This is a genomic window from Acidovorax sp. PRC11, from assembly GCF_031844105.1.
In the GTDB taxonomy this organism is placed as follows: Bacteria; Pseudomonadota; Gammaproteobacteria; order Burkholderiales; family Burkholderiaceae_C; genus Paracidovorax.
Map to the genome: position 1 here is coordinate 17,066 of NZ_JAUZUQ010000026.1, position 24,150 is coordinate 41,215.

A 24,150-nucleotide genomic window follows, 5' to 3' on the forward strand; every position below is an offset into this window, starting at 1 on the left:
CCCTCCCCCATCCTTTCCGCGTGCCGCCATGAACCATTCCTTCCGACTCACCTCCCTCGCCGGTGCCTGCGCCACGGGCGCCGCCGCCCTGCTGCTCGGTGGCTGCGCCGCCCTGCAGAACTACGACATGCCCCCAGCGCAGAACGCCATCGGCATCCCCGGCAGCGCCGGCACGGCGACCGACATGGGCGCGCCCGACGCGACCTCGGCCGTCGTGGCGTTGAAGACCGCCGCGGGCGCCCCGGCCGGCCGTGCCCTGCTCACGCAGCTGCCGCAGGGCGGCGGCGTGGAGATCGCGATCGAGGTGCAGGACATGGCGCCGGGCCTGCACGGCTTCCACATCCACGCGAACGGCGAATGCGCACCCGGGCCCGACGCCGCCACGGGCCGCGTCGTCGACTTCGGCGCCGCGGGTGGCCATTTCGATCCCTACATGACGCGCAACCACGGCCGCCCGGGCCAGTCGCCGCACGAGGCACACGCGGGAGAGGCGCCCAACATCCAGGTGGGCGCCGATGGCAAGGGTTCGCTGCGGTTCACCAACCCCCACGTGACGCTGCTCGCGGGCAAGACCTCGGTGCTCGGCCGCACCCTGGTCGTCCACGATAAACAGGACGATTACGCCAGCGACCCGGCCGGCAACTCCGGCGGCCGCCTGGCCTGCGGCCTGATCGAGCCGGCCGCGCCCAGCATGGTGCAGGGCCGCGCCACCATCGAAGGCGCCAACGCCTATCCCGAAGGCATCGCCGTCGATCCGCGCACCGGCATCGCCTACGTCGGCTCCAGCACCGAAGGCCACATCTACCGCATCGCCCGGGGCACGCAGAAGGCCGAGCGCTTCCAGCTCGGCGGCTCGCCGGGCCGCCAGGCCGCCCTCGGCATGAAGGTGGATGGCAACGGACGCCTGTGGGTGGCGGGCGGCGCCACCGACACCGTGGCAGTCATCGATCTGCAGAGCGCCGCGACGCTCGCCGTGATCGAGGGGCCGAAAGACGGACAGGCCTTCCTCAACGACATCGCGCTCGCGCCGCAGCATGCGTACGTCACCGACTCCTTCCGCCCCGTGCTCTGGCGCATCGCCACGGCACCCGGCGCCCCCGCCGCGCTGGAGCCCTGGATCGACCTGCGCAACACGCCGATCCGCTACCAGCCGAACCAGATGAACCTGAACGGCATCGTGGCGTCCGAAGACGGCCGCCGCCTGCTCGCCGTGCAGCATGCGACCGGCCAGCTCTGGCGCATCGACACCGCCACGCGCGACGTGGCCGAAGTGCGGCTCGAAGGCGGCGACCTGCGCAACGGCGACGGGCTCGTGCTCGCAGGCCCGGGCGATCTCTACGTGATGCGCAACGCCAGCAACGAGCTGGTGCGCGTCGCCCTCGCCAGCGACTGGGGCAGCGGCCGCATCGTGCAGCGCCTGCGCGATCCGCGCCTGAAGTACCCCACCACCGCGGCCCTGCACGGTACCGCGCTGCTGGTGGTGAACGGACAGCTCGACAAGCAGAAGGCGCCGCCTCCGCAGTTGCCCTTCGACGTGCTGCGCATCGCCCTGCCGCGCTGAAGCCTGCCAGGCAAAGGGCCCGGACCGCACGCCTGTGCGGTTCCGCGCTGGGCCAGCACGGTGAGGGGGCCGGCTTCCGGCAGAGCACCTGCCGAGCTCGGCGTGGCCTCCTACGCCGCCGCCACGGTCCGGCTGACGCATGCGGCAGGGTGGCCACGCGCACAGTGGAGCACCCCTTCACCCTGCCGTGGCCCGCATGCGCTTCCATCACGCCCCCTCCTTTTTCGCCTGCCGCCTGGTGGCCGGCGCTCCGGCCAGGGAGGCGCGATGAGTTCCCGCACTGCTCCCCCTGCCGATCCGATCCCGCCGTATCCGCACGCATCCGGCGGCTGGGGTTCGCTGAAATCCGTCGCGGTCAGCGTCCTCAAGGAAGGCGCACCGCTCACCACGATCAACGCTCTGCGGCACCAGAACAAGGCCGACGGCTTCGCCTGCACGGGCTGTGCCTGGGGCAAGCCGGCCAAGCCACGCGCCGCGGAGTTCTGCGACAACGGCGCCAAGGCGACCGCGTGGGAACTCACGGACAAGCGCGCGGGCCCCGACTTCTTCGCGCGCCACACGCTCGCCGAACTGCGTCAATGGTCCGACCTCGATCTCGAAAGCGCAGGCCGCCTCACCGAGCCCCTGCGCTACGACGCCGCGCAGGACCGGTACGTCACCGTCACCTGGGACGAGGCCTTCGCCGGCATCGGCCTTGCGCTCAAGGAACTGCGCGCCGAAGACCCTCAAACTGCCATCTTCTACGCCTCCGGCCGTGCATCGCTCGAAACCAGCTACATGTACCAGTTGCTGGCCCGGCTGTACGGCAACAACAACCTGCCCGACAGCTCCAACATGTGCCACGAGAGCACCTCGGTCGCGCTGCCGGACACCATCGGCGTGCCGGTGGGCACGGTGCGCCTGGAGGATTTCGAACACGCCGAGGCCATCTTCTTCTTCGGCCAGAACGTCGGCACCAACAGCCCGCGCATGCTCCATCCGCTGCAGGAAGCGCGGGAGCGCGGCGTGCCCGTGGTGACGTTCAACCCCATCAAGGAACCTGGGCTCCTGCACTTCGCCAACCCGCAGTCGCCGGTGGACATGCTCACGCCGAAAGACACGGCGATCAGCACCCAGTACCTGCAGGTGCGCAACGGGGGCGACCTCGCCGCGCTCACGGGCCTGTGCAAATGGCTCATCGAGGCCGACGACGAGGCGCAGATGCACGGCGCCATCCGCGTGCTGGACGTGGACTTCATCGCGCAGCACACGCACGGCATCGACGCGTTCGCGGCCGCGATGCGCGCGAGCCATTGGAGCGACATCGAACGGGACAGCGGCCTCTCGCGCGCCGCGCTCTCCCAGGCCGCGCAGACCTATGCGCAGGCCGGCACCGTGATCGCCGTCTACGGCATGGGCCTGACCCAGCACCGCCACGGCGTCGCCAACGTGCAGATGGTGAGCAACCTGCTGCTGCTGCGCGGCAACATCGGCAAGCCGGGCGCGGGCATCTGCCCGGTGCGCGGCCACTCCAACGTGCAGGGCCAGCGCACCGTCGGCATCACGGAAAAGCCCGAACTCGCGCCGCTCGACCGCCTCGCCGAGCTCTACCGCTTCGAGCCCCCGCGCCACAAGGGCCGTGACACGATCGCCACCTGCGAAGGCATCATCGACGGCTCGGTGCGCGCCTTCATCGGCCTGGGCGGCAACTTCGTGCGCGCCGCACCCGACACGCGCCGGCTGGAAGCGGGCTGGAGCCGCCTGCGGCTCGCCGTGCATGTGGCCACGCGCCTGAACCACACCCACACCGTGCCCGCGCAGGACACCTACCTGCTGCCCTGCCTCGGCCGCATCGAGATCGACGCGCAGGCCTCCGGCCCGCAGACTGTGTCGATCGAGGACTCCATGGGCGTGATCCACCCATCCCACGGCGTCGCCGACCCCGCCGCGCCCACGCTGCGCTCCGAAGCCGCGATCGTCGCCGGCATCGCCCGGGCCACGCTGCCGGACGATCCGCACGTGCCCTGGGAGGCCTGGACGGGCGACTACACGCTCGTGCGCACCGCCATCGAAGCCACCTGGCCGGACATCTTCCGGAACTTCCACCACCGGCTGCGCGAGCCCGGCGGCCTTCCCAAGCCCAACGCCGCCCGCGAGCGGAACTGGAAGACCCCCAGCGGCAAGGCCTGCTTCGTGGTGCCACCTGCCGATGCCGGCGCCGCGCAGGACGCCGACGTGCTGAACCTCATGACCCTGCGCAGCGAGGACCAGTTCAACACCACCGTCTACAGCCTGACCGACCGCTTCCGCAACATCCACGGCACGCGCAACGTCTTGCTGATGCACCCCGACGACATGGCCCGCCGCGGCATCGCACAGGGCGACACCGTGCACGTGGACACCGCCGTGGATGACGGCCATGCGCGCCGGCTCTCGGGCCTGAAAGCGGTGCCCTTCGACCTGCCGGCCGGCTCCGTGGCGGGCTACTTCCCCGAATGCAACCCCCTCGTGCCGCTCGGCCACCACGCGGACAAGAGCCACGTTCCCGCCTCCAAATGCATTCCGGTCCGCGTCGAGCGTGCCATGGCGAGCGCCCCCATGTCTCCGGCCGACGCCTGAACACCCCCATTCTTCCCCACCCCCCTTTTTCCGCGCGCCGCCATGCCCCACTCCACCCCCACCCCGCCGCCCCATCCCCTGCCCTACCGCCCGGACTACGAAGTCCCCGAAGAGGACGAGGAGCAGACCAACGCGGAACTGCTCGCGGCCATGCGCCGCATCAGCGAGATCGTCGCCAAGGATGAAGGCCGTGCCTACCGCAGCGTGCACGCCAAGTCCCACGGCATCCTGCACGGCACCCTGGAGGTGCTGCCGCTGCTGCCGCCGCTCGCGCAGGGCCTGTTCGCGCAACCCGGCACGCACGACGTCGTGATGCGCATTTCCAGCACGCCGGGCGATCTGCTGGACGACGCCGTCTCCACCCCCCGCGGCCTGGCGCTCAAGGTGCTGGGCGCGGACGGCCCCCGGCTGGACCCGGCCGACGGACTCGCCGAGCAGGACTTCCTCATGGTCAACGGCCCGGTCTTCACCGCGGCCACCGCGAAGCAGTTCCTGCGCAGCCTCAAGCTCCTGGCCGCCACTACCGACAAGGCCCCGCAGGCCAAGAAGATCCTCTCTGCCGCCCTGCGCGGGCTCGAGAGCCTCGTCGAGAAAGCCGGCGGCGAAAGCGCGACCCTCAAGGCCATGGGCGGGCACCCGGCCACCCATCCGCTGGGCGAAACCTATTTCACGCAGGTCCCGCTGCTGTTCGGCCCCTACATGGCGAAGTTCTGCCTCGCCCCCGTCTCGCCGGAAATCGCCGCCCTGAAGGAAGCCCCCGTGGATTTGTCCGCCAGCCCGCAGGCCCTGCGCGATGCCGTATCGGGCACCCTGCGCACGCACGGCGGCACCTGGGAGCTGCGCGTGCAGCTGTGCGTGGACATCGAGAAAATGCCGCTCGAAGACGCCTCCGTGGAATGGCCGCAGGACCTGTCGCCCTACGTCGCCGTCGCGCGCGTCCACGTGCCCGCGCAGGAAACCTGGGACCCGGCGCACAGCCCGCTGGAAGACGACCGCCTCTCCTTCAGCCCCTGGCGCGGTCTCGCCGCGCACCGCCCCCTCGGCTCGATCATGCGGGTGCGCCGCGCGGCCTACCCGGCAGCGGCGCGGTACCGGCAGGCGTTCAATGCGGGGGAGATCCGGGGCGAGGGGGAAGGCAAGTCCACCGCGGAGTGAGGTGACGGGTTACAGCTCAAAAGCTGTAAAACCAACTTACTGCCTATATTGCGTAAATTCGGCATACCGCCTGAAGGTGGTATGCGCGGACTGACGGTACACGGCGGATCAGCTGCCCGTACCCACGCATGTCCGCACCGTGACCGTCAACCGGCCGCGGATTCGCTAGGCTCGTACCTTCCCCCCGGCCTGCAAACTCTGCGCAAGCCGGCGAGAATCCCGTCAAGGAGGCCGGCCCGCCTCCGCCGCCGTCCGCCCATCCCCCTTCGCCGTGCCCGAGCCCTCCACGCGTCCTGCAGAACCCGCGGCAGACCCCGCCCCGCCCTCCCGCGCCCTGTGGGCCATGTTCCTCTGCCTGCTGTCCGGCTTCGCGCTGAGCCAGGCCTTCCGCACGGTCACCAGCATCATCGCCACCGGCCTGCAGGCGGACTTCGGCATCTCGCCCGATTCGCTCGGCGCGTTCGCCGGGCTGTTCGGCCTGTCCTTCGGCGTGACCCAGCTGCTCATGGGCATCGGCATGGACCTGTACGGCCTGCGCCGCACGGTGCTGACGGCGTTTCCCCTGGCGGTGATCGGCGCGGCCGTCTCCGCCGCCGCGCCGAGCTACGGCTGGCTGATGCTGGGGCAGATGCTGATCGGCGTGGGCTGCTCGCCGGCCTTCCTGGCCTGCACGGTCTTCATTGCCCGGCACTTTCCCGCCCAGCGCTTCGCGTTCTTTTCGGGAGTGGGCATGGGCGTAGGCGGCCTGGGCCTGATCTTCACGGGCACGCCCCTGGCCTGGCTGGTGCAGCACGGCGGCTGGCGCCTGGGCTTCGGCGTGCTGGCGGCGCTCTCGCTGCTGTCGTGGGTATTGATCTACCTGCGCGTGCACGAACCGGAACTGCCGGAGTCCAGCGCTAGCGGCCGGCCGAAGGAAACCTGGGGACAGGCGGCAGCCCGTTTCGCAGACCTGTTCCGCATGCCGCACACCTGGGGCATCCTCATCCTCGGCATGTGCTGCTATGCCGCCTTCCTGACCCTGCGTGGCCTGTGGCTGGGGCCGCTGCTCATGGGCCGATTCGGCTTCTCGCTGGTCGAAAGCGGCAACGTGGCCCTCGTGCTCTCGCTGATCGCCCTCTTCGTGCCGGCGCTCTTCGGCCGGCTCGACCCGGGGGCCCAGCGCCGCCGCCGGTGGATCACCTTCTTCTCGCTGCTCATGGGCGGCCTGTTCCTGCTGATGGCCTTCCTGCACCATGCCGCGGCCACCGTCGTGCTGATCTTCGCGATGGGCCTGCTGTCGGGCTACGGCGTGCTGCAGTACGCCGACGTGCGCTCCTCCTACCCCGCCCAGATGACGGGCCGCGCCCTCTCGCTCTACACCATGTCGATGTTCCTCGGCGTGGCGCTGATGCAGTGGCTGACCGGGCTGCTCGCCGCCTGGGCGCAGCACCATGGGCATGACCCTTATCGGGCGGTGATGCTGTGCATTGCGGGGATGCTGGCGGTGGCGTCGACGGCGTTCAGGTTGCTACCGCGGTCGCCGTTGCTGCCGCAGCGCGGGGCAGCGTGAAGACGGGCAAGGAAGCAGGCAAGCTTCAAGAGCAGCTTGAGACTTGCAAACGAAAGCGTTGCTCAGCACCCCGATTTGATGAAAGACGAAGGCCTTTATGTTCTGGTGCTCCTTCTCGCCAGTCATCTAACCTGAGAACTCTCCATCCACATCGAAAATGCGATCGGATACTAAGACTAGTAATACCCTCTACCCGACGGGAGAGCCATCGCGCTTTTCATGCTGCTTACAGGACACACATCAGTAAATACCCTACCAATCATTCGTCGACTGAGGGCTTGCCTGGGTCTCCCATCACTTTTTCCTCAACGCGTTGCGGATAATCGCCGCGGCCTATTTCTATCCTTTCGGTTTGTAGCAAACGTTCTGGTTGACGCAGCGCCCCCCTCTTGTTTAGTGGGAATCTGGACGTTCCCTAGCCACCCCTGTAGAATTTTTAATCATTAAAGCGCTCAAAACGGCCTCATGGGCCCGGGGGGAAGCGAGTGAAGGGAGAAGACCAGCGCCGTACGACAGCTCGTGGCAGTGCGCTGAAAGATAAACAGAGGGAGTCCGCAGATTGACCGGGCAGAAAAGGCGCGTCTTGGTGGTCGAAGCAAACGTCGCAGGCGGCCGGCCCTTGAGCCAGTTCTTGCGGATGGCCGTGATGGCCGGCGTTGAAAGCGCCGTTCAAATCCATATTGACAGAGGCGATGACCTTAACGCCCGCGACGCCAGCGGCATGACGCCCCTCATGCTCTCCGCCGTCCGCAACAGGCCAGCCATCTGCAAGCTGCTTCTGAGCGCTGGGGCTGATCACGACCTACTAGATCCCATAGGCAGAACCGCCTTACAGATCGCAATTGTGGCCGGTTCGGAAGCCACGGCCGCGATCCTGGACGCCGTCCGCGCGACGCCTTCCTGTTTCTCGCTGTCGGAGAATGAAGTCGTCCTCGAGCTGCCTCCTGATTCTGAACCTGTTCTCTCAACTCATCCCGCAGCCGAAGCAGCGGCACCGGCCGAGCCGGCTACAGGTTCGGAGTCAATCAAGCCAGAAACGATAGCCGAGCCTCCTGCGAAGGAGGCCGCTTCTCCCCTCTTGTCGCCTGTCTTCGACGAGTTAGACGATGGAGGATTCGACCTTTCGGGCTGGGAGGTCGAAGAGGAGCCGACGCGGCCCGAAGCAGACTTCGTAGTTGTGGATTCGGCAAGCGCGGTCCAGATGACCATTACGGCCCACGAGCCGATCGACTCCTCTGCCGAGTGGAACGACATCGACGCCTTCCTGCCGGAAGTGGCTTTGCCTCTGGCTCGGTCGGACGATGCGGAGGGCCGCGCGCGGCTTAGGCTTCTTTTGTTGCGGGCGCTCCGGGAAGGCAGCGTCCCAAAGCTGGATGTCCAGGCCCAGTCCACCAACGAGGACCGCTCGGCCAACTCTGAGGCCGAAGCTTACTTGGCCATGGTCATTAACGACCTTGGCGCAGAAGTCGACGAACGCTTTGAATACTCCAGCGCAGACGAAAGCTTCGAGGTGTTCGTGGATCCGGAGGAGACGCCCGACCAAGAGGCCGCACTCGACGAAGCCCTTGTCGCGATCGATAGTGCTGCGTCACCCCGCCATGAACCCCTACGCATCTATCAGCGCGAGTTTCAACGCCTCCGATTACTCACGGCCGAAGAGGAAGTCTGGCTTGCAAAAGGTATGGAAGATGCCCTTGACTCGGCGCTCGACGCGCTGGCGAGTTGGCCTGATGGCATTACACGGACCTTGGCCGCAGGCGCGGATGCCATCGCCGGATCGCGCCAGCTCTCCTCCATCTGGATTGGTGGCGAGCCTGACTCGGCCGAAGGCTTGGAAGCAGGCGAGCTTGGCATGGAGAACTCCCAAGACGCCGAGGAGGATGATGTCAAATCGAGAAACGCAGAGCTTGCTGACGCTGGCTTTGTCAGTGCACTTCGTCGCTTAGCTGCGTTAACCGAAGTAGGAGATGTTCCGACGGCGTCGCCACAAGAGCTTCGCCAAGCACTGGCAGGCCTGCGCCTCAACCGCCGCTTTTTGCTGGAACTTATTGATGCCGCGTCTGGTTCGGCACCCTGCCCCACGTTTGCCCGCGCCATGGCCGGCTTCCTGCAGCATCGCGACCGGATGACGACGGCAAATCTCAAGCTGGCCTTCTTCCACGCCAAGAAATACCTGTATAGCGGCGAGCCGCTAGACGATCTGGCGCAGGAAGGGAATATCGGATTGCTCAAAGCCGTTGATCGCTACGACTGGCGCCGCGGTTTCCGCTTCTCGACGTACGCTACGTGGTGGGTGCGACAACAGATCAGCCGGCACGTCGCAGACAAAGCCAGAACCATCCGCTTGCCAGTCCACATCTTCGAGAAGCTCCAGCGTGCGGAACGGGCTGCGCAGGCCTTCGAAACAGCCTCTTACCGCGAACCGACACTTGTCGAGCTGGCAGAGCTTGTGGAAATGCCATCCCACAAACTCGCGGTGCTGCTGCGCGTCGGGACCGAGCCATCCGCTATCAATGACGAGGCTGTCGATGGGATGATCGCGATCGACGCCCGAGACGCTTACGTCTCGCCAGATCCCGCAGACGTTGTCAACGAGATTCAATTAAATCAAGAGGTAGACCGCTACATCTCGTCGCTATCGACCAAGGACCGCAAGGAAGAGATCATCTTGCGGATGCGCTTCGGCATCGGGGTCGATGAAGCGTTAACACTGGACGAGATCGGCATGCGCTTCGAGGTCACGCGGGAGCGAATCCGGCAGATTGAAGCCAAGGCGATCAAGAAACTCCAGCACCCCGCTCGCTCTGAATCTTTCGCCCGCTTAGTGCTGGGCCTAGAACCCGAAGAGAACCCCCTAGCCCAAAGCGCGCCCGAGCCCGCGGGCGACGACGCGCCCGACGCCGCCGACCCCATTCCGCAGCCGGCGAAGCCGAAGCGGCAGGCGGCGCCTCGGCCGCCACGCGAGCCCTCGCATCCGGCTGGCGCCTCGACGCCATCCGCCCTGGACCAGCTGCTCGCGAAGGCCCTTGAACTTGGCATCCCCGTCAATGACGAGCGACAGAGCGCCGGAGGCATCTGGGTAGAGCTTCTGGAGCCCCGCGACAACACGCACCGCCGGCTGATCCGCAGGCTCCTAGATTTCGGCTTCGCGTTCTGGCCAGGGAAAGGCTATTGGAAATGACCGCGAAGACCCGCAAGGCGCCGCCGCGCGCGATGGCGATGCTCGAATCCTTGCGGGGCTTAGGCTACTCGACAGCGGCGGCCTTAGCCGACATCGTGGACAACAGCATCTCCGCCGACGCGGGCGAGATCCGTATTGATTTCCAATGGAATGGGTCCGACAGCCGCGTGCTGATCCTGGACAACGGGCGCGGCATGAGCGACCCAGAGCTCGAAGGCGCGATGCGGCTCGGGGACAAGAACCCCTTGGCGACGCGCGAGGCCCATGATCTAGGCCGCTTTGGCGTGGGCTTGAAAACCGCGTCGCTCTCGCAGTGCCGCCGCCTGACAGTCGCCAGCGCCAAGGGTGATGAGCGGAGCTGCCTTCGTTGGGATCTCGATGAGTTGGCGGCCGACCCGCAGAGCGATTGGCTGCTCTTCGAAGGTCCCGCCGAGGGTTCAGAACGTCATCTCGCCAGCCTCGACGGCAAAGCGTCCGGCACGCTGGTGCTGTGGGAAATGCTCGACCGCATCGTCACCGCCGGCTACACGGTCGACGATTTCCTGGCGTTGACGGTGTTGGTCGAAGCGCACCTTGCAATGGTTTTCCATCGACTGCTGGAAGGCCCTCGCGCACGGATCAAACTGCTTCTCAATGGGCGGGCCGTCGAGCCCTGGGACCCGTTCATGTCGGGGCATCCCGCCAAACCGTGGACCTCGCCACCCGCCCCGATGCGGTCCGACAGCGGGCTGGTGGTGGCGCAGTGCCACGTCCTGCCCCACAACGACAAGCTGACCAAGGACGAGTTCAAGACGAACGAGGGGCCGGCAGGTTGGACCGCGCAGCAAGGCTTCTACGTCTACCGCAACGAGCGGCTGCTGGTCGCTGGCGGCTGGCTCGGCCTTGGCAACTCGAAGGCCTGGAACCGCGAAGAGGCGCACCGCCTCGCGCGCATTCAGCTCGACATTCCCAACACCGCCGACGCAGACTGGAAGATCGACGTGCGCAAGTCGACGGCCCGCCCGCCGGTGGCGCTGCGGGGATGGCTGACCCGGTTGGCCGAGGACACGCGTGAACGCGCCCGCCGGGTGTTCGCCTACCGCGGGACGCCGATGCCCACCCAGCGCAACACGCCGATCGAGCAAGCGTGGCGGGTCGACCGCGTGAAGGATGGAATCCGCTATCGCATCGAGCCGAACCATCCGGCGGTAGCGGCCGTGCTGGATAGCGCGGGCGATCTCGCGCCGCTGGTCAAGGCCATGCTACGGGTGATCGAAGAATCGGTGCCTGTCCAACGCATTTGGCTGGACACCGCGGAAAACAAGGACACGCCCAAGACCGGCTTCTCGGGCGAACCACCCGAGGCCGTCGCGACGGTGCTTCGCACGCTCTTCGCCGACATGATCGGGCGCCGCGGCATGTCCGTCGATGCAGCCAAGCGCTCGCTGCTGTCGACCGAGCCATTCCAGAACTATCCAGGGCTGATCGCGGGGCTTGGCGGCCCCGGCTCAGCCTAGGCCCAAGAATAGACAGAAGGGAGGATCGAATGCCAGAGTTCATTACCTCGACCGCGACGGCGCTCAGCATCGCGCAGAGCCTGCTCGTCGCCGATCAGGACAAGGGGCCGATCACCGCGGCCTTGATCACCGAGAAAGTGAACATCGCAGCCTCGGTCGTCGCGCCGGGCAATGAAGGCGCCGTGGACAAAGACGCTGCCATCGCCGAGCTGATCCGGCGATACAGCCAGTGGATCGGCCGCGAAACCGGCATGTCGGACACAACGGACCATGAGGCCTGGCTCAACGCGACCCGCAAGAAGGATTGGCGATATTGGCCGCGCTACCGCGACATGCTGGAACGCAAAATGTCCTTGACGGCCGTCGATGCCTTGGATAAGTCCACCGACCGCATCCTGGGCTGGATGGAAGACCCCGGCCGCGCGGGGGCATGGGATCGGCGCGGTTTGGTCGTAGGGCACGTGCAGTCCGGCAAAACCGCTAACTATTCGGGCCTGATCTGCAAAGCGGCCGACTCCGGCTACAAGATCATCATCATCCTGGCGGGCCTGCACAACAACCTGCGCTCGCAGACGCAGATTCGCCTCGAAGAGGGCTTCCTTGGCTACGAGACCTCGGCCACTGGCGACATCGTCAAGCTGATCGGCGTCGGCGAGCATGGCCGCGATTTCGAGATCAAGCCCAACTGCGCGACCAACCGCACCAACACCGGCGACTTCAACACCAAGATCGCCAAGCACTTGGCAATCACGCCGGAGCAGCGCCCTTGGCTCTTCGTCGTCAAGAAACACAAGGTCGTGCTGGAGCGCCTGCTGAAATGGATCCGGGGCCATGTGGCCGACGCCACCGACGAGCGCGGCAGGCGCTTCGTGTCGAACCTCCCTCTGCTGCTGATCGACGACGAGGCCGACCACGCCTCGGTCGACACCGGCGAACAGCACATCGGCGCTGACGGCAAGCCCGACGAGGACCACGAGCCCAAGGCCATCAACAGCCGGATCCGCAAAATCCTCAACACCTTCGTCAAGAAAGCTTACGTCGGCTACACGGCCACACCTTTCGCGAACATCTTCATCCACCGCCAGAACGAGACGCCCGAGGAAGGCCCTGACCTCTTCCCCCAATCGTTCATCGTCAATCTGGCCGCGCCCTCGAACTACGTCGGCCCGGCGCGCGTCTTCGGCCTGCAAACGCCGGAAGGGCGCAGCGGCCTGCCGCTGACCCGCGTCTTCCAGGACCACGCCAGCGAAGACGGCCGCGAAGGCTGGATGCCGCCAAAGCATCAAAAGGACCACGCTCCGTCCCACATGGGGCAAGACATCCTGCCGCCTTCGCTGCAAGAGGCCGTCCAGTCGTTCGTCTTGGCTTGCGCGGCCCGGGAGTCCCGCGGCCGAGGGGCCCAGCACTCCTCGATGCTTGTCCACGTCACCCGCTTCACGCTCGTCCAAAAGGAAGTGCATCGCCAAGTCGAAGACTTCGTCCAGAAGATGAAGCTTCGGATCACCCGCGGTATCGACCATGAGGCGCTGCTCGATGAGTTGCGCGCGCTTTGGGAATCTGACTTCGTCCCCACCACCGAAGCGATCGCCTCCAAGCTCACCGAATCGGAGGAGAAGCCATCCGTCCTCCCTTGGGCCGAAGTCCTCGCCAAGCTGCCCGATGTCCTCTCGGACATCGACGTGCGCATGGTGAACGGCAAGGCCAAGGACGCGCTCGACTACGCCGAAGAAGGCGCCAAGGGGCTCAAAGTCATCGCCATCGGCGGCGACAAGCTCGCGCGGGGCCTGACGCTTGAAGGGCTCTGCACCAGCTACTTCGTGCGTACCACGAAGATGTATGACACGCTGATGCAGATGGGCCGCTGGTTTGGCTACCGCCCTGGCTACATCGACCTGTGCCGCCTCTACACGACCGAAGAGCTCGTCGAATGGTTCGGCCACATCGCCGACGCCTCCGAGGAGCTGCGCGAGGAGTTCGACACGATGGCCGAGAGCGGAGCGATCCCCCGCGACTACGGCCTGCGCGTGCAATCCCATCCCGTGCTGCTGGTGACTTCGCCCTTGAAGATGCGCACGGCCAAGAACCTGCAACTGTCGTTCAGTGGTGATCTGCTCGAAACCGTGTCGATGCACAACGACGGCAAGATCCTCGATCAGAACCTCAACACGGCCAACAAGCTCATCGCCGCCTGCGGATCTCCCAATGAAACCAATCCCAAGCGCATGCGCGGATCCCAGGAGCAGCGGTGGGAGGGCTTCCTCTGGAACGACGTGCCGGCCGAACAAATCGCCGACTTCTTCGAGTCCTTCATCACCCATCCAAAGGCCCGCAAGGTCAACAGCGCTTTGCTCCGCGACTTCGTCCGCTCCATGGCGGCGACGAACGAGCTGACCTCGTGGACCGTCGCCCTCCTCGGCGGCGGATCGGGCGGCAAGCACACATTCGCTGGCGGCTTGACCATTGACAAGATGACCAAGCGCACAGCCGACAAGGACATCGCGGACAGATATGCGATCGGCCGGCTGCTTTCGCCCCGAGACGAGGCGATCGACTTGGACGACGCAGCGTGGAGCGCGGCGCTGGCGCGCACCCAGAAGATGTTCAACCCTGACGCGGGCCGCCAGAAAAACGGCGTCAAGCCCAGCGAACCCGACACGCCCAACGGCCCGTCGATCCGCTTCATCCGCGGCAAGGGATCCGAGGCCAATGGCGTCGCCCCTGCGCCGCAACGCGGCCTCCTGCTGCTCTACCCGCTCGACCCCCAGCAAACGGGCAGCGAGGCGCTGGCGGACCGGAAGGATCCGGTCATGGCGTTCGGCGTCAGCTTCCCATCGAGCGACTCCGGCGTGAAAGTTGAATACGCGGTGGACCACCTGCTTTGGACACAACAATATGGCCCTGCTGATTGACGACATCGAGCTTGCTTGGCGCTCGCTCCGGGACAGCGCGGACGCCTCCGGCTGGCGCAGCATCTCCGTCGCCACGATCGGCCCATGCTCCTTACTGGCCGGCCTGAGCTTTCCCGACAAGAGCGAAGCCCTCCTCACGAGCTTTTCATCCTCGGCGATCCCCGACGCCGAGAAGCTTCCCGACGGCCAAGGCTTCGCGGTGTCGCGCGTCGAGCCCAATGGCGACGGGCTGACTTGGCTCGCGCTCACCCGCAGCGCGCACGGCAGCCTGGAGCTCTTCGCCGCCATGGTGGCGGACGTGGCCCACGCGATGGATGCCGAGTCCAGCGCCGACGAGAAGCGGCTGCTGCGGGTCTTCCTCGGGCGCATCCGCGCTTGGCAGGAATTCATGCGCAAGGGGGCGCAGGCCCTGGGTCCGGAATCAGAGATTGGCTTGATGGGCGAGCTCACGCTGCTGCGGGCGATCATCGACGCGGGCCTCCCTCTGGCCTCCGCCATTGAATCGTGGGTGGGACCGCTCGACGGCGTCCGCGACTTCGAGATCGGCACCGGCTCTTTGGAGGTGAAGGCCACGCTATCGGCGGCGGGCTTCCCCGCCAAGATCGGCTCGCTCGAACAGCTCGACGATTCCGCGCGTCAACCGCTCTTCCTCGCCGGAGCGCGGCTGCGCCAGACCGACACGGGGCAGAGCCTGCCGGACCTGGTTGCGGAGATGCGCGATGTCGCCGCGGGCGAACCCGAGTCCGTGCGCCTGCTGAGCGAGCGGCTGATCGCCGCGGGCTACTTCGACGCCCACGCGGACCGCTACATTCGTCGATTCACGCTGGCCGACACCCGCGTCGTCGAAGTCAAAGAAGGCTTTCCCCGCCTCACGCCAGGCAGCGTCCCGCTGGGCGTCACGAAAGCCACTTACGAGATCGATCTGGACAAGGCCGCGGGGCAAAGCATCCCGGCCGCCGAAGCATTGAAGAAATTGGGAGCGATATGAGTTCAACCCTGCCGGACTTCCTGCGCGAGACGCAGTCCGCCGTCAAATCTCAAATGCTCGAAGGCGCGCTCTATGAGGAGCTGGTCTTCGCCGGCATCGCGATGGATCACATGTCGGAGATCGGCATGACCTTCGAGCCTGTCGAGTGCCATTACGAGGGCACGGTGGGCAACGCCATGCTGCGTCTGAGCGGCTACTCGATCTCCGACGACAGCGACCAGCTCGACTTGTTCGTGAGCCTGTATGCTGGAGTCGATGAGCCCACGCCCATCCCCGACTCGGAGACGAAGGTGGCTGCCGAGCGCTGCCTGCGCTTTCTCACGCTTTGCGCCGAAGGCAAGATGGCGCAGAAGCTCGATCCCTCGCGGGACGTGCGCTCGCTGGCCGAGACGCTGCAAGCCATCTACAACGACCTCGAACAAATCCGCGTCTACGTCATTACCGACCGGGTCGCCAAGTCCAAGAGCTTCAAGACGCGCGACATCGGCGGCAAGGCCGTACGCCTGGAAGTGATGGATATCGAGCGGCTGCACCGGCACACATCCGAAGGCAAGCCGCGCGACGAGTTGGTGGTGGACTTCAAAGAGGTGTCTGGCTCTGCCTTGCCCTGCGTCTACGTGCCTGGCGAAAGCGACGACTACGACTACGCCATGACGGCGGTCCCCGGCGAAGCGCTGCGGCTGCTCTACGAGAAGTTTGGCGCGCGACTCTTGGAAGCCAACGTCCGGTCGTTCTTGAGCGTCAAGGGCAAAGGCGTCAACGCCGGCATCCAGGCGACGTTAAGGGGCAGCCCAGAGCGTTTCATGGCCTACAACAACGGCATCGTGATCGTGGCCGACGAAATGGTGCTGGGCAAGACCTCCGAGGGCGAGCAAGGCATCGCTTGGCTGAAAGGCTTGCAGATCGTAAACGGCGGGCAGACCACGGCCTCGCTCTACTTCACCAAGAAGAAGTATCCCGACACCGACCTGAGCCGCGTCCGCGTGCCCGCGAAGATCATCGTCATGAAGGCGCAGGACCCAACCAAGGAAGAGGCTCTGGTGTCGGACATCTCGCGCTATGCGAACAGCCAGAACGCGGTCCGCCAGTCCGACCTTTCGGCCAACAAGCCCTTCCATGTCGAGATCGAGAAGCTCTCGCGCTCGGTCTACTGCCCCGACGGCGTCGGCCAATGGTTCTACGAGCGCGCCGCCGGGAGCTACAACACGCTGCTCACCCGCGAGGGAAACACGCCAGCCCGTCTCAAAGCCTTGAAGGACGCCATCCCCACCGCGCGGCGCGTGACCAAGACAGACCTAGCGAAATACCTCAACGCATGGGCCTGCAAGCCCGACATCGTGAGCATGGGCTCGCAGAAGAACTTCGACCGCTTCATGGCCGCGCTCGCGTCGACTGAGGGCCAAGAGGCGCCGCTGCCCAACGTGGCTGACTACAAGGCCATGATCGCCAAGGCCAAGCTCTACCGCGACGCCCAAAAGCTGCTGCGGCCGATGTTCCAAGCATTCCAGGCCAACGTCACGGCCTACACGATCTCTGTCCTCGCGGAGAAGCTGGGCTCGCGCATCGAACTAAGCCGCATCTGGGAGAGGCAGGCGGTTTCGCCAGAGCTCATGGAGCAGATCGCAACGTGGGCCAGAGAGGTCAATGACACGCTGCACGCCACCTCCGGCGGGCGCATGGTGTCGGAGTGGGCCAAGCGACCGGAGTGCAAGGAAGCGGTGATGGGCGCGAGCTATTCGGAGCCGGCCAACGGCATCCCCGAAGTCAAGTCAAACTGATTGCGGGCGGGCAGTGCCTAGCGTATCGTGACGCACTATGGCCGATGTCGTCAGCCCCAACAAACGCAGCCAGATGATGTCCGGTATCAAAGGCAAGAACTCCCTGCCCGAGATGCTGGTCCGCAAAGCGCTGTTTGCATTGGGCTATCGCTTCCGGTTGCACCGGCGCGATCTTCCAGGGACGCCGGACATTGCAATGCCGGGCCGCACGATCGCGATTTTTGTGCATGGTTGCTTCTGGCACGCCCACAAGGAATGCAAATACGCCAAAACGCCATCCACGCGAACAGAATTCTGGACGGCCAAGCTGCAGGGCAATGTTGATCGTGACCACCGCGCCGTTGCCAAGCTCTTAGAGATGGGCTGGCGGGTACTCACCGTCTGGGAATGCTCCACACGCGATCCGGCAGCCGCCGAAAACCTGCCCGATGCCCTCCAGGCTTGGGTCGACAGCGGCGAATCTACCGGCGAGATCAGCGCTCAGAGCTTGGCGGCGCCCCGGCAGGCGTGAGATGGATTGTGCGTCATAGCGCACCATCACCTGAAAAAACAAGCTGCCATACCACCTCGTCGACCGCCCGTGAATTCAGCGAAGGCTTGCACGCCTACCTGAGTGAAGAGCAATGCAGGCCGTCGCCGAGCTCACTCCAGCCGCAACACCTCCCGGAGCATGTCCACTGGCACGACTTCTGCGGTGTAAATGGATATGTCCAAGTTGCGAGTGCCGAATCGCCAGCTGACCGCTGAGGAGTGCAAGCTTCACCGCTTGCGCGGAGAGGCCATTAGTTCGGAAATGATCTCTCCGATTTGCTTAGCCAGCAGTGGAGGGACGGCGTTTCCAATCTGGCCGTATTGATCCGTGCGGCTTCCCTCAAAAAAGTAGTTATCCGGGAAGGTCTGTAAGCGGGCGGCCTCGCGCGCGGTCAGGCTGCGGCACTGGCCCGGATCCGGGTGTATGTAGTAGTGTCCATCCTTCTTGATGTGGGCCACCACTGTCGACGACGGATCCTTGCCCATCTGGACCCGGAAGCGATCCTTGAAGGGGATCGTCTCCTCGTCCACATTGACATGGTCGGGCAGCAGTTTGGGCGGGAAGTCGCGGAGGTCCGGCGCGTATTTCTGCGTCGCGGCGAAACAGGAAGCGAACATGTAGCGGTGCAGATCCGAGCGCATATGGCTGCGGGTTTCGTGGTGCAGCACGCCACCGAGCGCTGGATCCAGGTACCAATCCTGCAGATCCTTGGGCATGTAATTACCCGGGTCGACAACGGCCTCGATAAAAGCGCCGCCAAAAGTCGATTGCTTCTCGGCCTTCTTAATAAATTTCTCCATGGCCGTCTCGATAACAGCACGCAACGGCACACGCCAGCCCACCAACGCGCTTGGAGATTCTTTGATGGCCTTGATCCATGCCTCTTGCGAATCAGGCTCTTTTGACAGGCGACTGCGGAGCTCCGGCAAGCCGGCCAATGCGGCACTGACGCCGACCTTCTTGGTCAGTTTGCGAAGGAGAAAGTCCTCGGGGTGGTCTCTGAGAGCCTGGATCGCCGCAGCAACATCCGATCGGATGCCGAACAGTATCACACGATGCCGACTCTGCGGGATGCCATGATTGTCGGCTTCAATCACATAGTCATTAGGATCTAGCTCGCCCTTTGCCTTGTGGACCACCAGCGAGCGGACCTCGTAGCTCAAGCCTGCCTTGGGCGCTTTCAGGTCCGCGAGTATTTGCTCGAAGATGCGCTTACCGGAATTGGTCGAGTTAAGCATCCCTTTGACGTTCTCCATCACGAAGACCGCTGGGGCGAATTGCTGGATGATCCGCAGGTATTCGATATAAAGGAAGTGCTTGGCGTCGGCCTCGAACTTCTTCACGTCCTTGCTGCGCAGCCGCGATCGACCTGCGAGCGAGTAGGCTTGGCACGGCGGGCCTCCGATCAGCACCCAATCCGTCTGGTCACCAAGGGCCTCACGGATCCACCCGTCGACCTCCTCGGCCGGGGTGACACCCAGCTCAGCGCATCGCGCCTCCTCGCTCGCGTGCTCCGCGGCGTCCTTAATAGCGGGGTGAGCGAGAAACTGCTGACGGTCGATCTTGCCGCGGACATAGTCGTAGTAACAGTTCGGGACCTTACCCTTGGGGAACTTGCGGAAGATCGCCCGCAGCAGCAATGTCCGATGGGCGATGGGATCCTTCTCGATGGAGACTTTGACGGCGAAGCGCCGCTCGCCGGCCACATCCAAGACAGAAGAAAACCCTTCGCACAGCCCTCCCGGTCCGGCGAACAGATCGATCACCGGAATCACTCCGCGCTGAGCCATCAGTTCTGCTTTTTTATATGAGGGGCTATCGCCTCAGGGGGTCCGATTTGAATAGCCTTAGCATCTTCATTGCTTGATCACCAGCCTTTCATTTTATCCGATGAGCCATACTGATCGTCTCGAAACTAGCGTCATGAGCGCTATACGAGACCGATGATCTGGTGCATACCTTGCATACGGACCTAACGATGTGACGCGAAGTCAATGTAGTCAGCCAAGCTAAACGCCGGCGCTACGCTTCTGCAGTCAGCCGACATGCGTGCCATCGAACTGGCTGTACCGTCTCAAGGCCATAAGCCGAACCTTGGCGTTTCTTCATGAAGGTTGGCAGTCTGCGTTGCCGTTACGCAACCAACTGCCTTGGTGCAGGACCCTTGAAGACTAGACTTATTCGTTCGTCATCAGTCAAGCTGCTCTGTTGTCCAGCTTCCGCCAAGTAGCGCGCACGCGTTTCGATGCCCGCAGCAGCTCTGCAGTAACAGCACCAGTTGTTCCCCCTGCTATCGCAGCAGAACTTGCAGGACGACTGGTTTAGACTGGAAGATTCTGGATCTCCCTGGACAAAAAAAAGCCCTAACGTGTTTTCACGCAAGGGCTTTTTCATACATCCGCGAAGTTCTTCAACTTCCGCAGAACAGTGATTGGTGGCCTGGGACGGAATCGAACCATCGACACGCGGATTTTCAATCCGCTGCTCTACCAACTGAGCTACCGGGCCTGAGCCTTGAATTATAGCCAGAAAAAACGGGCTGCACGCAAGGATCGCAAAATTTCTGAAAAAACGTCCGCCTCGACTGCCACCACCGCCGTAGCCGCCACCATCACCCTCACTGGTTCCGCTTCGCACGCCCCAGGTCCACGCCCAGCTGGCGCAGCTTGCGGTACAGGTGGGTGCGCTCCAGGCCGGTCTTCTCGGCCACGCGCGTCATCGAGCCGCCTTCGCGGGCCAGGTGGAATTCGAAGTACGCCTTCTCGAAGCCGTCGCGCGCCTCCCGCAGCGGCCGGTCCAGGTCGAACCCCTGGTGGGCGCTGGGGCCGCTGGCCGGAAGCGCCGCGGGTGCCATGCCGGCGGGCGGCACGGCATGCGGCATGTCCGTTGCCGGGGCCGATGCATTCGCGCCCTGGGCGGCATGGCCGGACGCCATCGCAGAAGCCGTGGGCGCAGCAGCGGCGGCTGCAACAGCCGCCGCCGGCGCGGGCGCCGCGGTGCGCGCCAGGCCCTGCTCCACCGCCTTCAGCAGCTTCTGCAGCGTGATGGGCTTTTCCAGGAACGAGAAGGCGCCGATGCGCGTGGCCTCGACGGCGGTGTCGATGGTCGCGTGGCCGCTCATCATGATCACGGGCATGGTGAGCGTGCCGGCCGTGGCCCACTCCTTGAGCAGCGACACGCCGTCGGTGTCGGGCATCCAGATATCGAGCAGGATCAGGTCGTAGGCGTGGGCCGCCCGCGCCGCCCGGGCCTGGGTGGCGTTCTCCGCCAGATCCACGCTGTGCCCTTCGTCGTTCAGGATTTCGGACAGCAGGTCGCGGATACCGAGTTCGTCGTCGACCACCAAGATGTTTGCCATGTACGGGATGCAGCGGGTGCGTGTAACTTGTTGTTAATAAACCACGGAGGGCTCAGGCGCGAATGATAGCGACACTTGCGCGCCCTTCACCACGCCGTCCTCCACGCGATTGGAAAGATCGATCCGCGCCCCGTGTTCGTCGGCGATCTTCTTCACCACGGCGAGCCCCAGGCCCGTGCCGCGCGGCTTGGTGGTGACGTAGGGCTCGAAGGCCCTTTGCAGGATGTGTGCCGGGAAGCCCGTCCCCGCGTCGCTCACCGTCAGGCGCACGCGGCGCGAGGTCTCGCTCCAGCGCGTGGCGATGCGCACCGGGGCCGCCGCCACGCCCTGTTCGCGCGCCCGCTGCTCGCTCGCGTCCTGGGCGTTCTGCAGCAGGTTGTGGATCACCTGCCGCAGTTGCTGCGCATCGCCGGCGATCGCGGGGCAGCGCGGATCGAGTTCGGACTCGACCGGCACCGTGGCGTTCTCGGCACCGTACAGGTGCAGCACGTCGGTCACCAGCGCATTCACGTCCAGCCGCTGCAGCTCCGCGGCCGGCAGGCGCGCGTAGTCGCGGAACTCGTTGACGAGGCGCTTCATGGCGTCCACCTGGTCCACGATCGTCTTCACCGACTTGGCCAGCACCGCTTCCTCCGCGCTGCCGAGCTTGCCGGTCAGCTTCATCTCCAGCCGCTCGGCCGAGAGCTGGATCGGCGTGAGCGGATTCTTGATCTCATGTGCCAAGCGGCGCGCCACCTCGCCCCAGGCCTGGGCCCGCTGGGCCGAGACGATCTCGGAGATGTCGTCGAACACCAGGAGCCGCAGCCCATCGGGCAGCTCCGCGCCCCGCGCCACCAGGCTGGTGCGGTTGTTCGCCGGCCCAGCGTGCAGGCTGTCGCTCCCGCTGCCGGAGCCGTCCGCCGGATGAAGCTCGAATGGATGCTGCCAGTGGTCGAGCCCGTGCTGCTCGCGGTCGCCGAGGAACGCATCGAAATGCGCCTGCACCGCGGCGGCGAAGGCCGCGAGCCCCGGAACCTCCGCCAGTGGCCGGCCTTCGAAGGCCGCCATGGGCGCGCGCAGGATGCGGGTCGCGCCGGGGTTGGTGGACTGGATGCGGCCCCGGGCGTCCAGCACGATCACGCCGGACGTCAGGTTGTCCAGGATGGTCTGCAGCCGGTCGCGGGCGGCATCCACCTCGCCCATGCTGTGCTCCACCGCGGAGCGTGCATCCGCCAGCTGCTGCGTCATCACCGCGAAGGAGCGCGTCAGCCCGCCCAGTTCGTCGCCGGTCTGCATCACGGCCTTGGGGCTCAGGTTGCCGGACGCCACCTCCCGCACCCCTTCGGCGAGCAGCAGCAGCGGCCGCGCGAGCTGGCGCCCCAGCAGCACCGCCAGCAGCACCGCTCCGAACACTGCGAGGAACAGGCTCAGCGTGAGCGTGCCGATGTACATCCTTCGCAAGCCCCCACGCGCCAGGGCGCGTTCCTGGTATTCGCGGTTCGCCTCCTGCACCGCCAGCGCGTTGGCCACCACCACCTGCGGCATGCGCATGGTCGCCTGCAGGAAGCGCGGCTCCGCCAGCAGGCCGACGCTCGACGTGCCGACGGCCACCAGCGTCTTCACGCGCGCGTTCTGCACGGCCTGCTGCGGGTCGGTGGCGTCGTCCAGCCCCTCGATCTGGAAGGCGGACCGCTGCTGCCGGGCGTTGCGCAGCAACTGCGGCGCGGGCCGCTCGGGGTTGAGGTCGAAACGCGACTGCCCCGCGCTCGCCACGGGCTGGCCCGCCGCGTTGAACAGCACCACGTCCGTCGCCGCGAGCTGGTCGCGGATGCGCTCCAGCACCAGCCCCGCCGCCGCATCCGGCACCTGCGCCAGCTGCAGGCTGGCCGTGCGCGTCTGCGCGGCCATGTCGCTCGCGAGCGTGTCCAGCGTGGCGCGCGCCAGGCTCACCCCGGCGGACAGCGCGCCCTCCACCTTGACGTCGAACCAGCTCTCGATCGACCGCGAAACGAACTGGTACGACACCACGTAGATCAGCAGCCCGGGCAGCAGCCCCACCACCGCGAAGATGCCGGCCAGCTTGACCAGCAGGCGGCTGCCGAAGCGCCCTCCCCGCAGGCGCGCCACCAGGCGTGCGGTCACCCAGACCAGCACGGCGAACAGCAGCAGCGCCACCAGCACGTTGAGCCCGAAAAGCCAGGCGTAGTTGCGCTCGTACATCGCGCGGTTGTTCGTCGATACCGTGAGCAGGAACAGCAGCACGAGGCCGATGGCGCTCATCACGGCGGCCGCGACGCCCAGCGCCCAGCGGGCCGCGCGGGTCTGCCGCCCGCTGCGCGCCGCCGCGGCTTCGGTCACGGATGCGGGATCGGACGGGGGCGGGGACGGGCTCATGGCTGCGGCTCGATGGACAGGCGCTCGGTGCGCGACAGCACGAGATCCCAGCCGGAACGCCCCATGGCCCCGATCTGGAAGGGGCGCGGCAGCTGCGACATGTCGAGCCGGAAGCGCAGATGCACCAGGTGCGCGGCATTCCGGTCGATGTCGTCGATGTCGGCGATCTTCCAGCGCGCGATGCGCTGCATCGCAGCCAGCGCATCGCCCAGCTCGTCATAGGTCTGGCCCAGCGCCGAGCCCAGGCCCAGGCCGCTCGCGGAGAACGGTACCGCCGCCTGGCTGAGGCGCCACCGGCGCGTGAGCGGCTGGTAGCTCAGCCGCAGATAGCGGGTGGCCCGGGCCACGGCCTTGTCCGTCCAGTACCAGCGCTCCCGCAGCACCTCGGCCTCTTCGACGAAATGGATCGAAATGCCCTTGAGCAGCGCATCCTCGGCCAGGGGCGGAAGTTCGAAGCGCAGCGCCGCCGACAGGTACAGCCCGCCCTCCGACGCCTCCAGCCGCAGGTCCGAGATCCCGTCGCCCGCGGCCGTGCCGGCCTGGGCGGCCGCCAGCCCCGGCGCGCAGAGCCACCCGCACAGGCACACGCACAGAAGCAGCCACAGCCGGCCCACGCCCTGCCGCACCGCCTGCCCTGCCGAACGCGCGCGCGGGCGCCCCCCTGCCGCCATG

The 24,150-nt window shown here is 65.8% G+C and carries 14 protein-coding genes and 1 tRNA gene; 10 read left to right on the forward strand and 5 right to left on the reverse strand.

Going from position 1 to position 24,150, the window contains the following annotated elements:
* Positions 1–28 precede the first annotated feature (28 nt).
* The 10 genes from Q9R47_RS21355 to Q9R47_RS21400 all read left to right on the forward strand — a co-directional run bounded on the left by Q9R47_RS21355 (position 29) and on the right by Q9R47_RS21400 (position 17,726).
* Positions 29–1,561, forward strand: coding sequence for a superoxide dismutase family protein (locus tag Q9R47_RS21355; RefSeq protein ID WP_311235129.1), 1,533 nt, complete (start codon positions 29–31; stop codon positions 1,559–1,561).
* 267 nt (positions 1,562–1,828) lie between these two features.
* The gene (locus Q9R47_RS21360; RefSeq protein WP_311235130.1) at positions 1,829–4,159 is read left to right on the forward strand and encodes an FdhF/YdeP family oxidoreductase; all 2,331 of its coding nucleotides are present in this window, start codon (positions 1,829–1,831) and stop codon (positions 4,157–4,159) included.
* Between the two features lie 42 nt (positions 4,160–4,201).
* Positions 4,202–5,314 (forward strand): catalase family protein, encoded by a 1,113-nt coding sequence (locus tag Q9R47_RS21365; RefSeq protein ID WP_311235131.1) that lies wholly within the window; start codon positions 4,202–4,204, stop codon positions 5,312–5,314.
* 343 nt (positions 5,315–5,657) lie between these two features.
* Positions 5,658–6,863, forward strand: a complete 1,206-nt coding sequence (locus tag Q9R47_RS21370; RefSeq protein ID WP_404977194.1) for an MFS transporter — start codon at positions 5,658–5,660, stop codon at positions 6,861–6,863.
* Positions 6,864–7,422: 559 nt separating this feature from the next.
* Positions 7,423–10,044: a sigma-70 family RNA polymerase sigma factor gene (locus Q9R47_RS21375; RefSeq protein WP_311235133.1), complete on the forward strand. Its 2,622-nt coding sequence runs from the start codon at positions 7,423–7,425 to the stop codon at positions 10,042–10,044.
* Entirely contained in the window at positions 10,041–11,540 is a 1,500-nt protein-coding gene (locus Q9R47_RS21380; protein ID WP_311235134.1) for an ATP-binding protein, read from the forward strand. Before Q9R47_RS21375 ends, Q9R47_RS21380 begins: the two co-directional genes overlap by 4 nt.
* 29 nt (positions 11,541–11,569) lie before the next feature.
* Entirely contained in the window at positions 11,570–14,449 is a 2,880-nt protein-coding gene (locus Q9R47_RS21385) for a Z1 domain-containing protein (RefSeq protein ID WP_311235135.1), read from the forward strand.
* Positions 14,433–15,437 carry a PD-(D/E)XK motif protein gene (locus Q9R47_RS21390; RefSeq protein ID WP_311235136.1) on the forward strand — a complete coding sequence of 335 codons (1,005 nt, stop codon included), beginning with the start codon at positions 14,433–14,435 and terminating at the stop codon, positions 15,435–15,437. The genes Q9R47_RS21385 and Q9R47_RS21390 overlap by 17 nt, the downstream gene beginning before the upstream one ends.
* Positions 15,434–17,215: an AIPR family protein gene (locus Q9R47_RS21395; protein ID WP_311235137.1), complete on the forward strand. Its 1,782-nt coding sequence runs from the start codon at positions 15,434–15,436 to the stop codon at positions 17,213–17,215. Before Q9R47_RS21390 ends, Q9R47_RS21395 begins: the two co-directional genes overlap by 4 nt.
* 37 nt (positions 17,216–17,252) lie before the next feature.
* Positions 17,253–17,726 (forward strand): DNA mismatch endonuclease Vsr, encoded by a 474-nt coding sequence (locus Q9R47_RS21400; protein WP_311235138.1) that lies wholly within the window; start codon positions 17,253–17,255, stop codon positions 17,724–17,726.
* 248 nt (positions 17,727–17,974) lie between these two features.
* Here the strand turns inward: Q9R47_RS21400 and Q9R47_RS21405 are convergent, their stop codons facing one another.
* The 5 genes from Q9R47_RS21405 to Q9R47_RS21425 all read right to left on the reverse strand — a co-directional run bounded on the left by Q9R47_RS21405 (position 17,975) and on the right by Q9R47_RS21425 (position 24,149).
* Positions 17,975–19,513: a DNA cytosine methyltransferase gene (locus tag Q9R47_RS21405; RefSeq protein WP_311235139.1), complete on the reverse strand. Its 1,539-nt coding sequence runs from the start codon at positions 19,511–19,513 to the stop codon at positions 17,975–17,977.
* Positions 19,514–20,179: 666 nt separating this feature from the next.
* Positions 20,180–20,255, reverse strand: a tRNA-Phe gene (locus Q9R47_RS21410).
* 109 nt (positions 20,256–20,364) lie between these two features.
* Entirely contained in the window at positions 20,365–21,105 is a 741-nt protein-coding gene (locus Q9R47_RS21415; protein WP_311235140.1) for a response regulator, read from the reverse strand.
* A 33-nt stretch (positions 21,106–21,138) separates the two neighbouring features.
* Entirely contained in the window at positions 21,139–23,478 is a 2,340-nt protein-coding gene (locus tag Q9R47_RS21420) for an ATP-binding protein (RefSeq protein WP_311235141.1), read from the reverse strand.
* Positions 23,475–24,149 carry a DUF4390 domain-containing protein gene (locus tag Q9R47_RS21425; protein WP_311235142.1) on the reverse strand — a complete coding sequence of 225 codons (675 nt, stop codon included), beginning with the start codon at positions 24,147–24,149 and terminating at the stop codon, positions 23,475–23,477. The genes Q9R47_RS21420 and Q9R47_RS21425 overlap by 4 nt, the downstream gene beginning before the upstream one ends.
* Position 24,150: the final 1 nt, after the last annotated feature.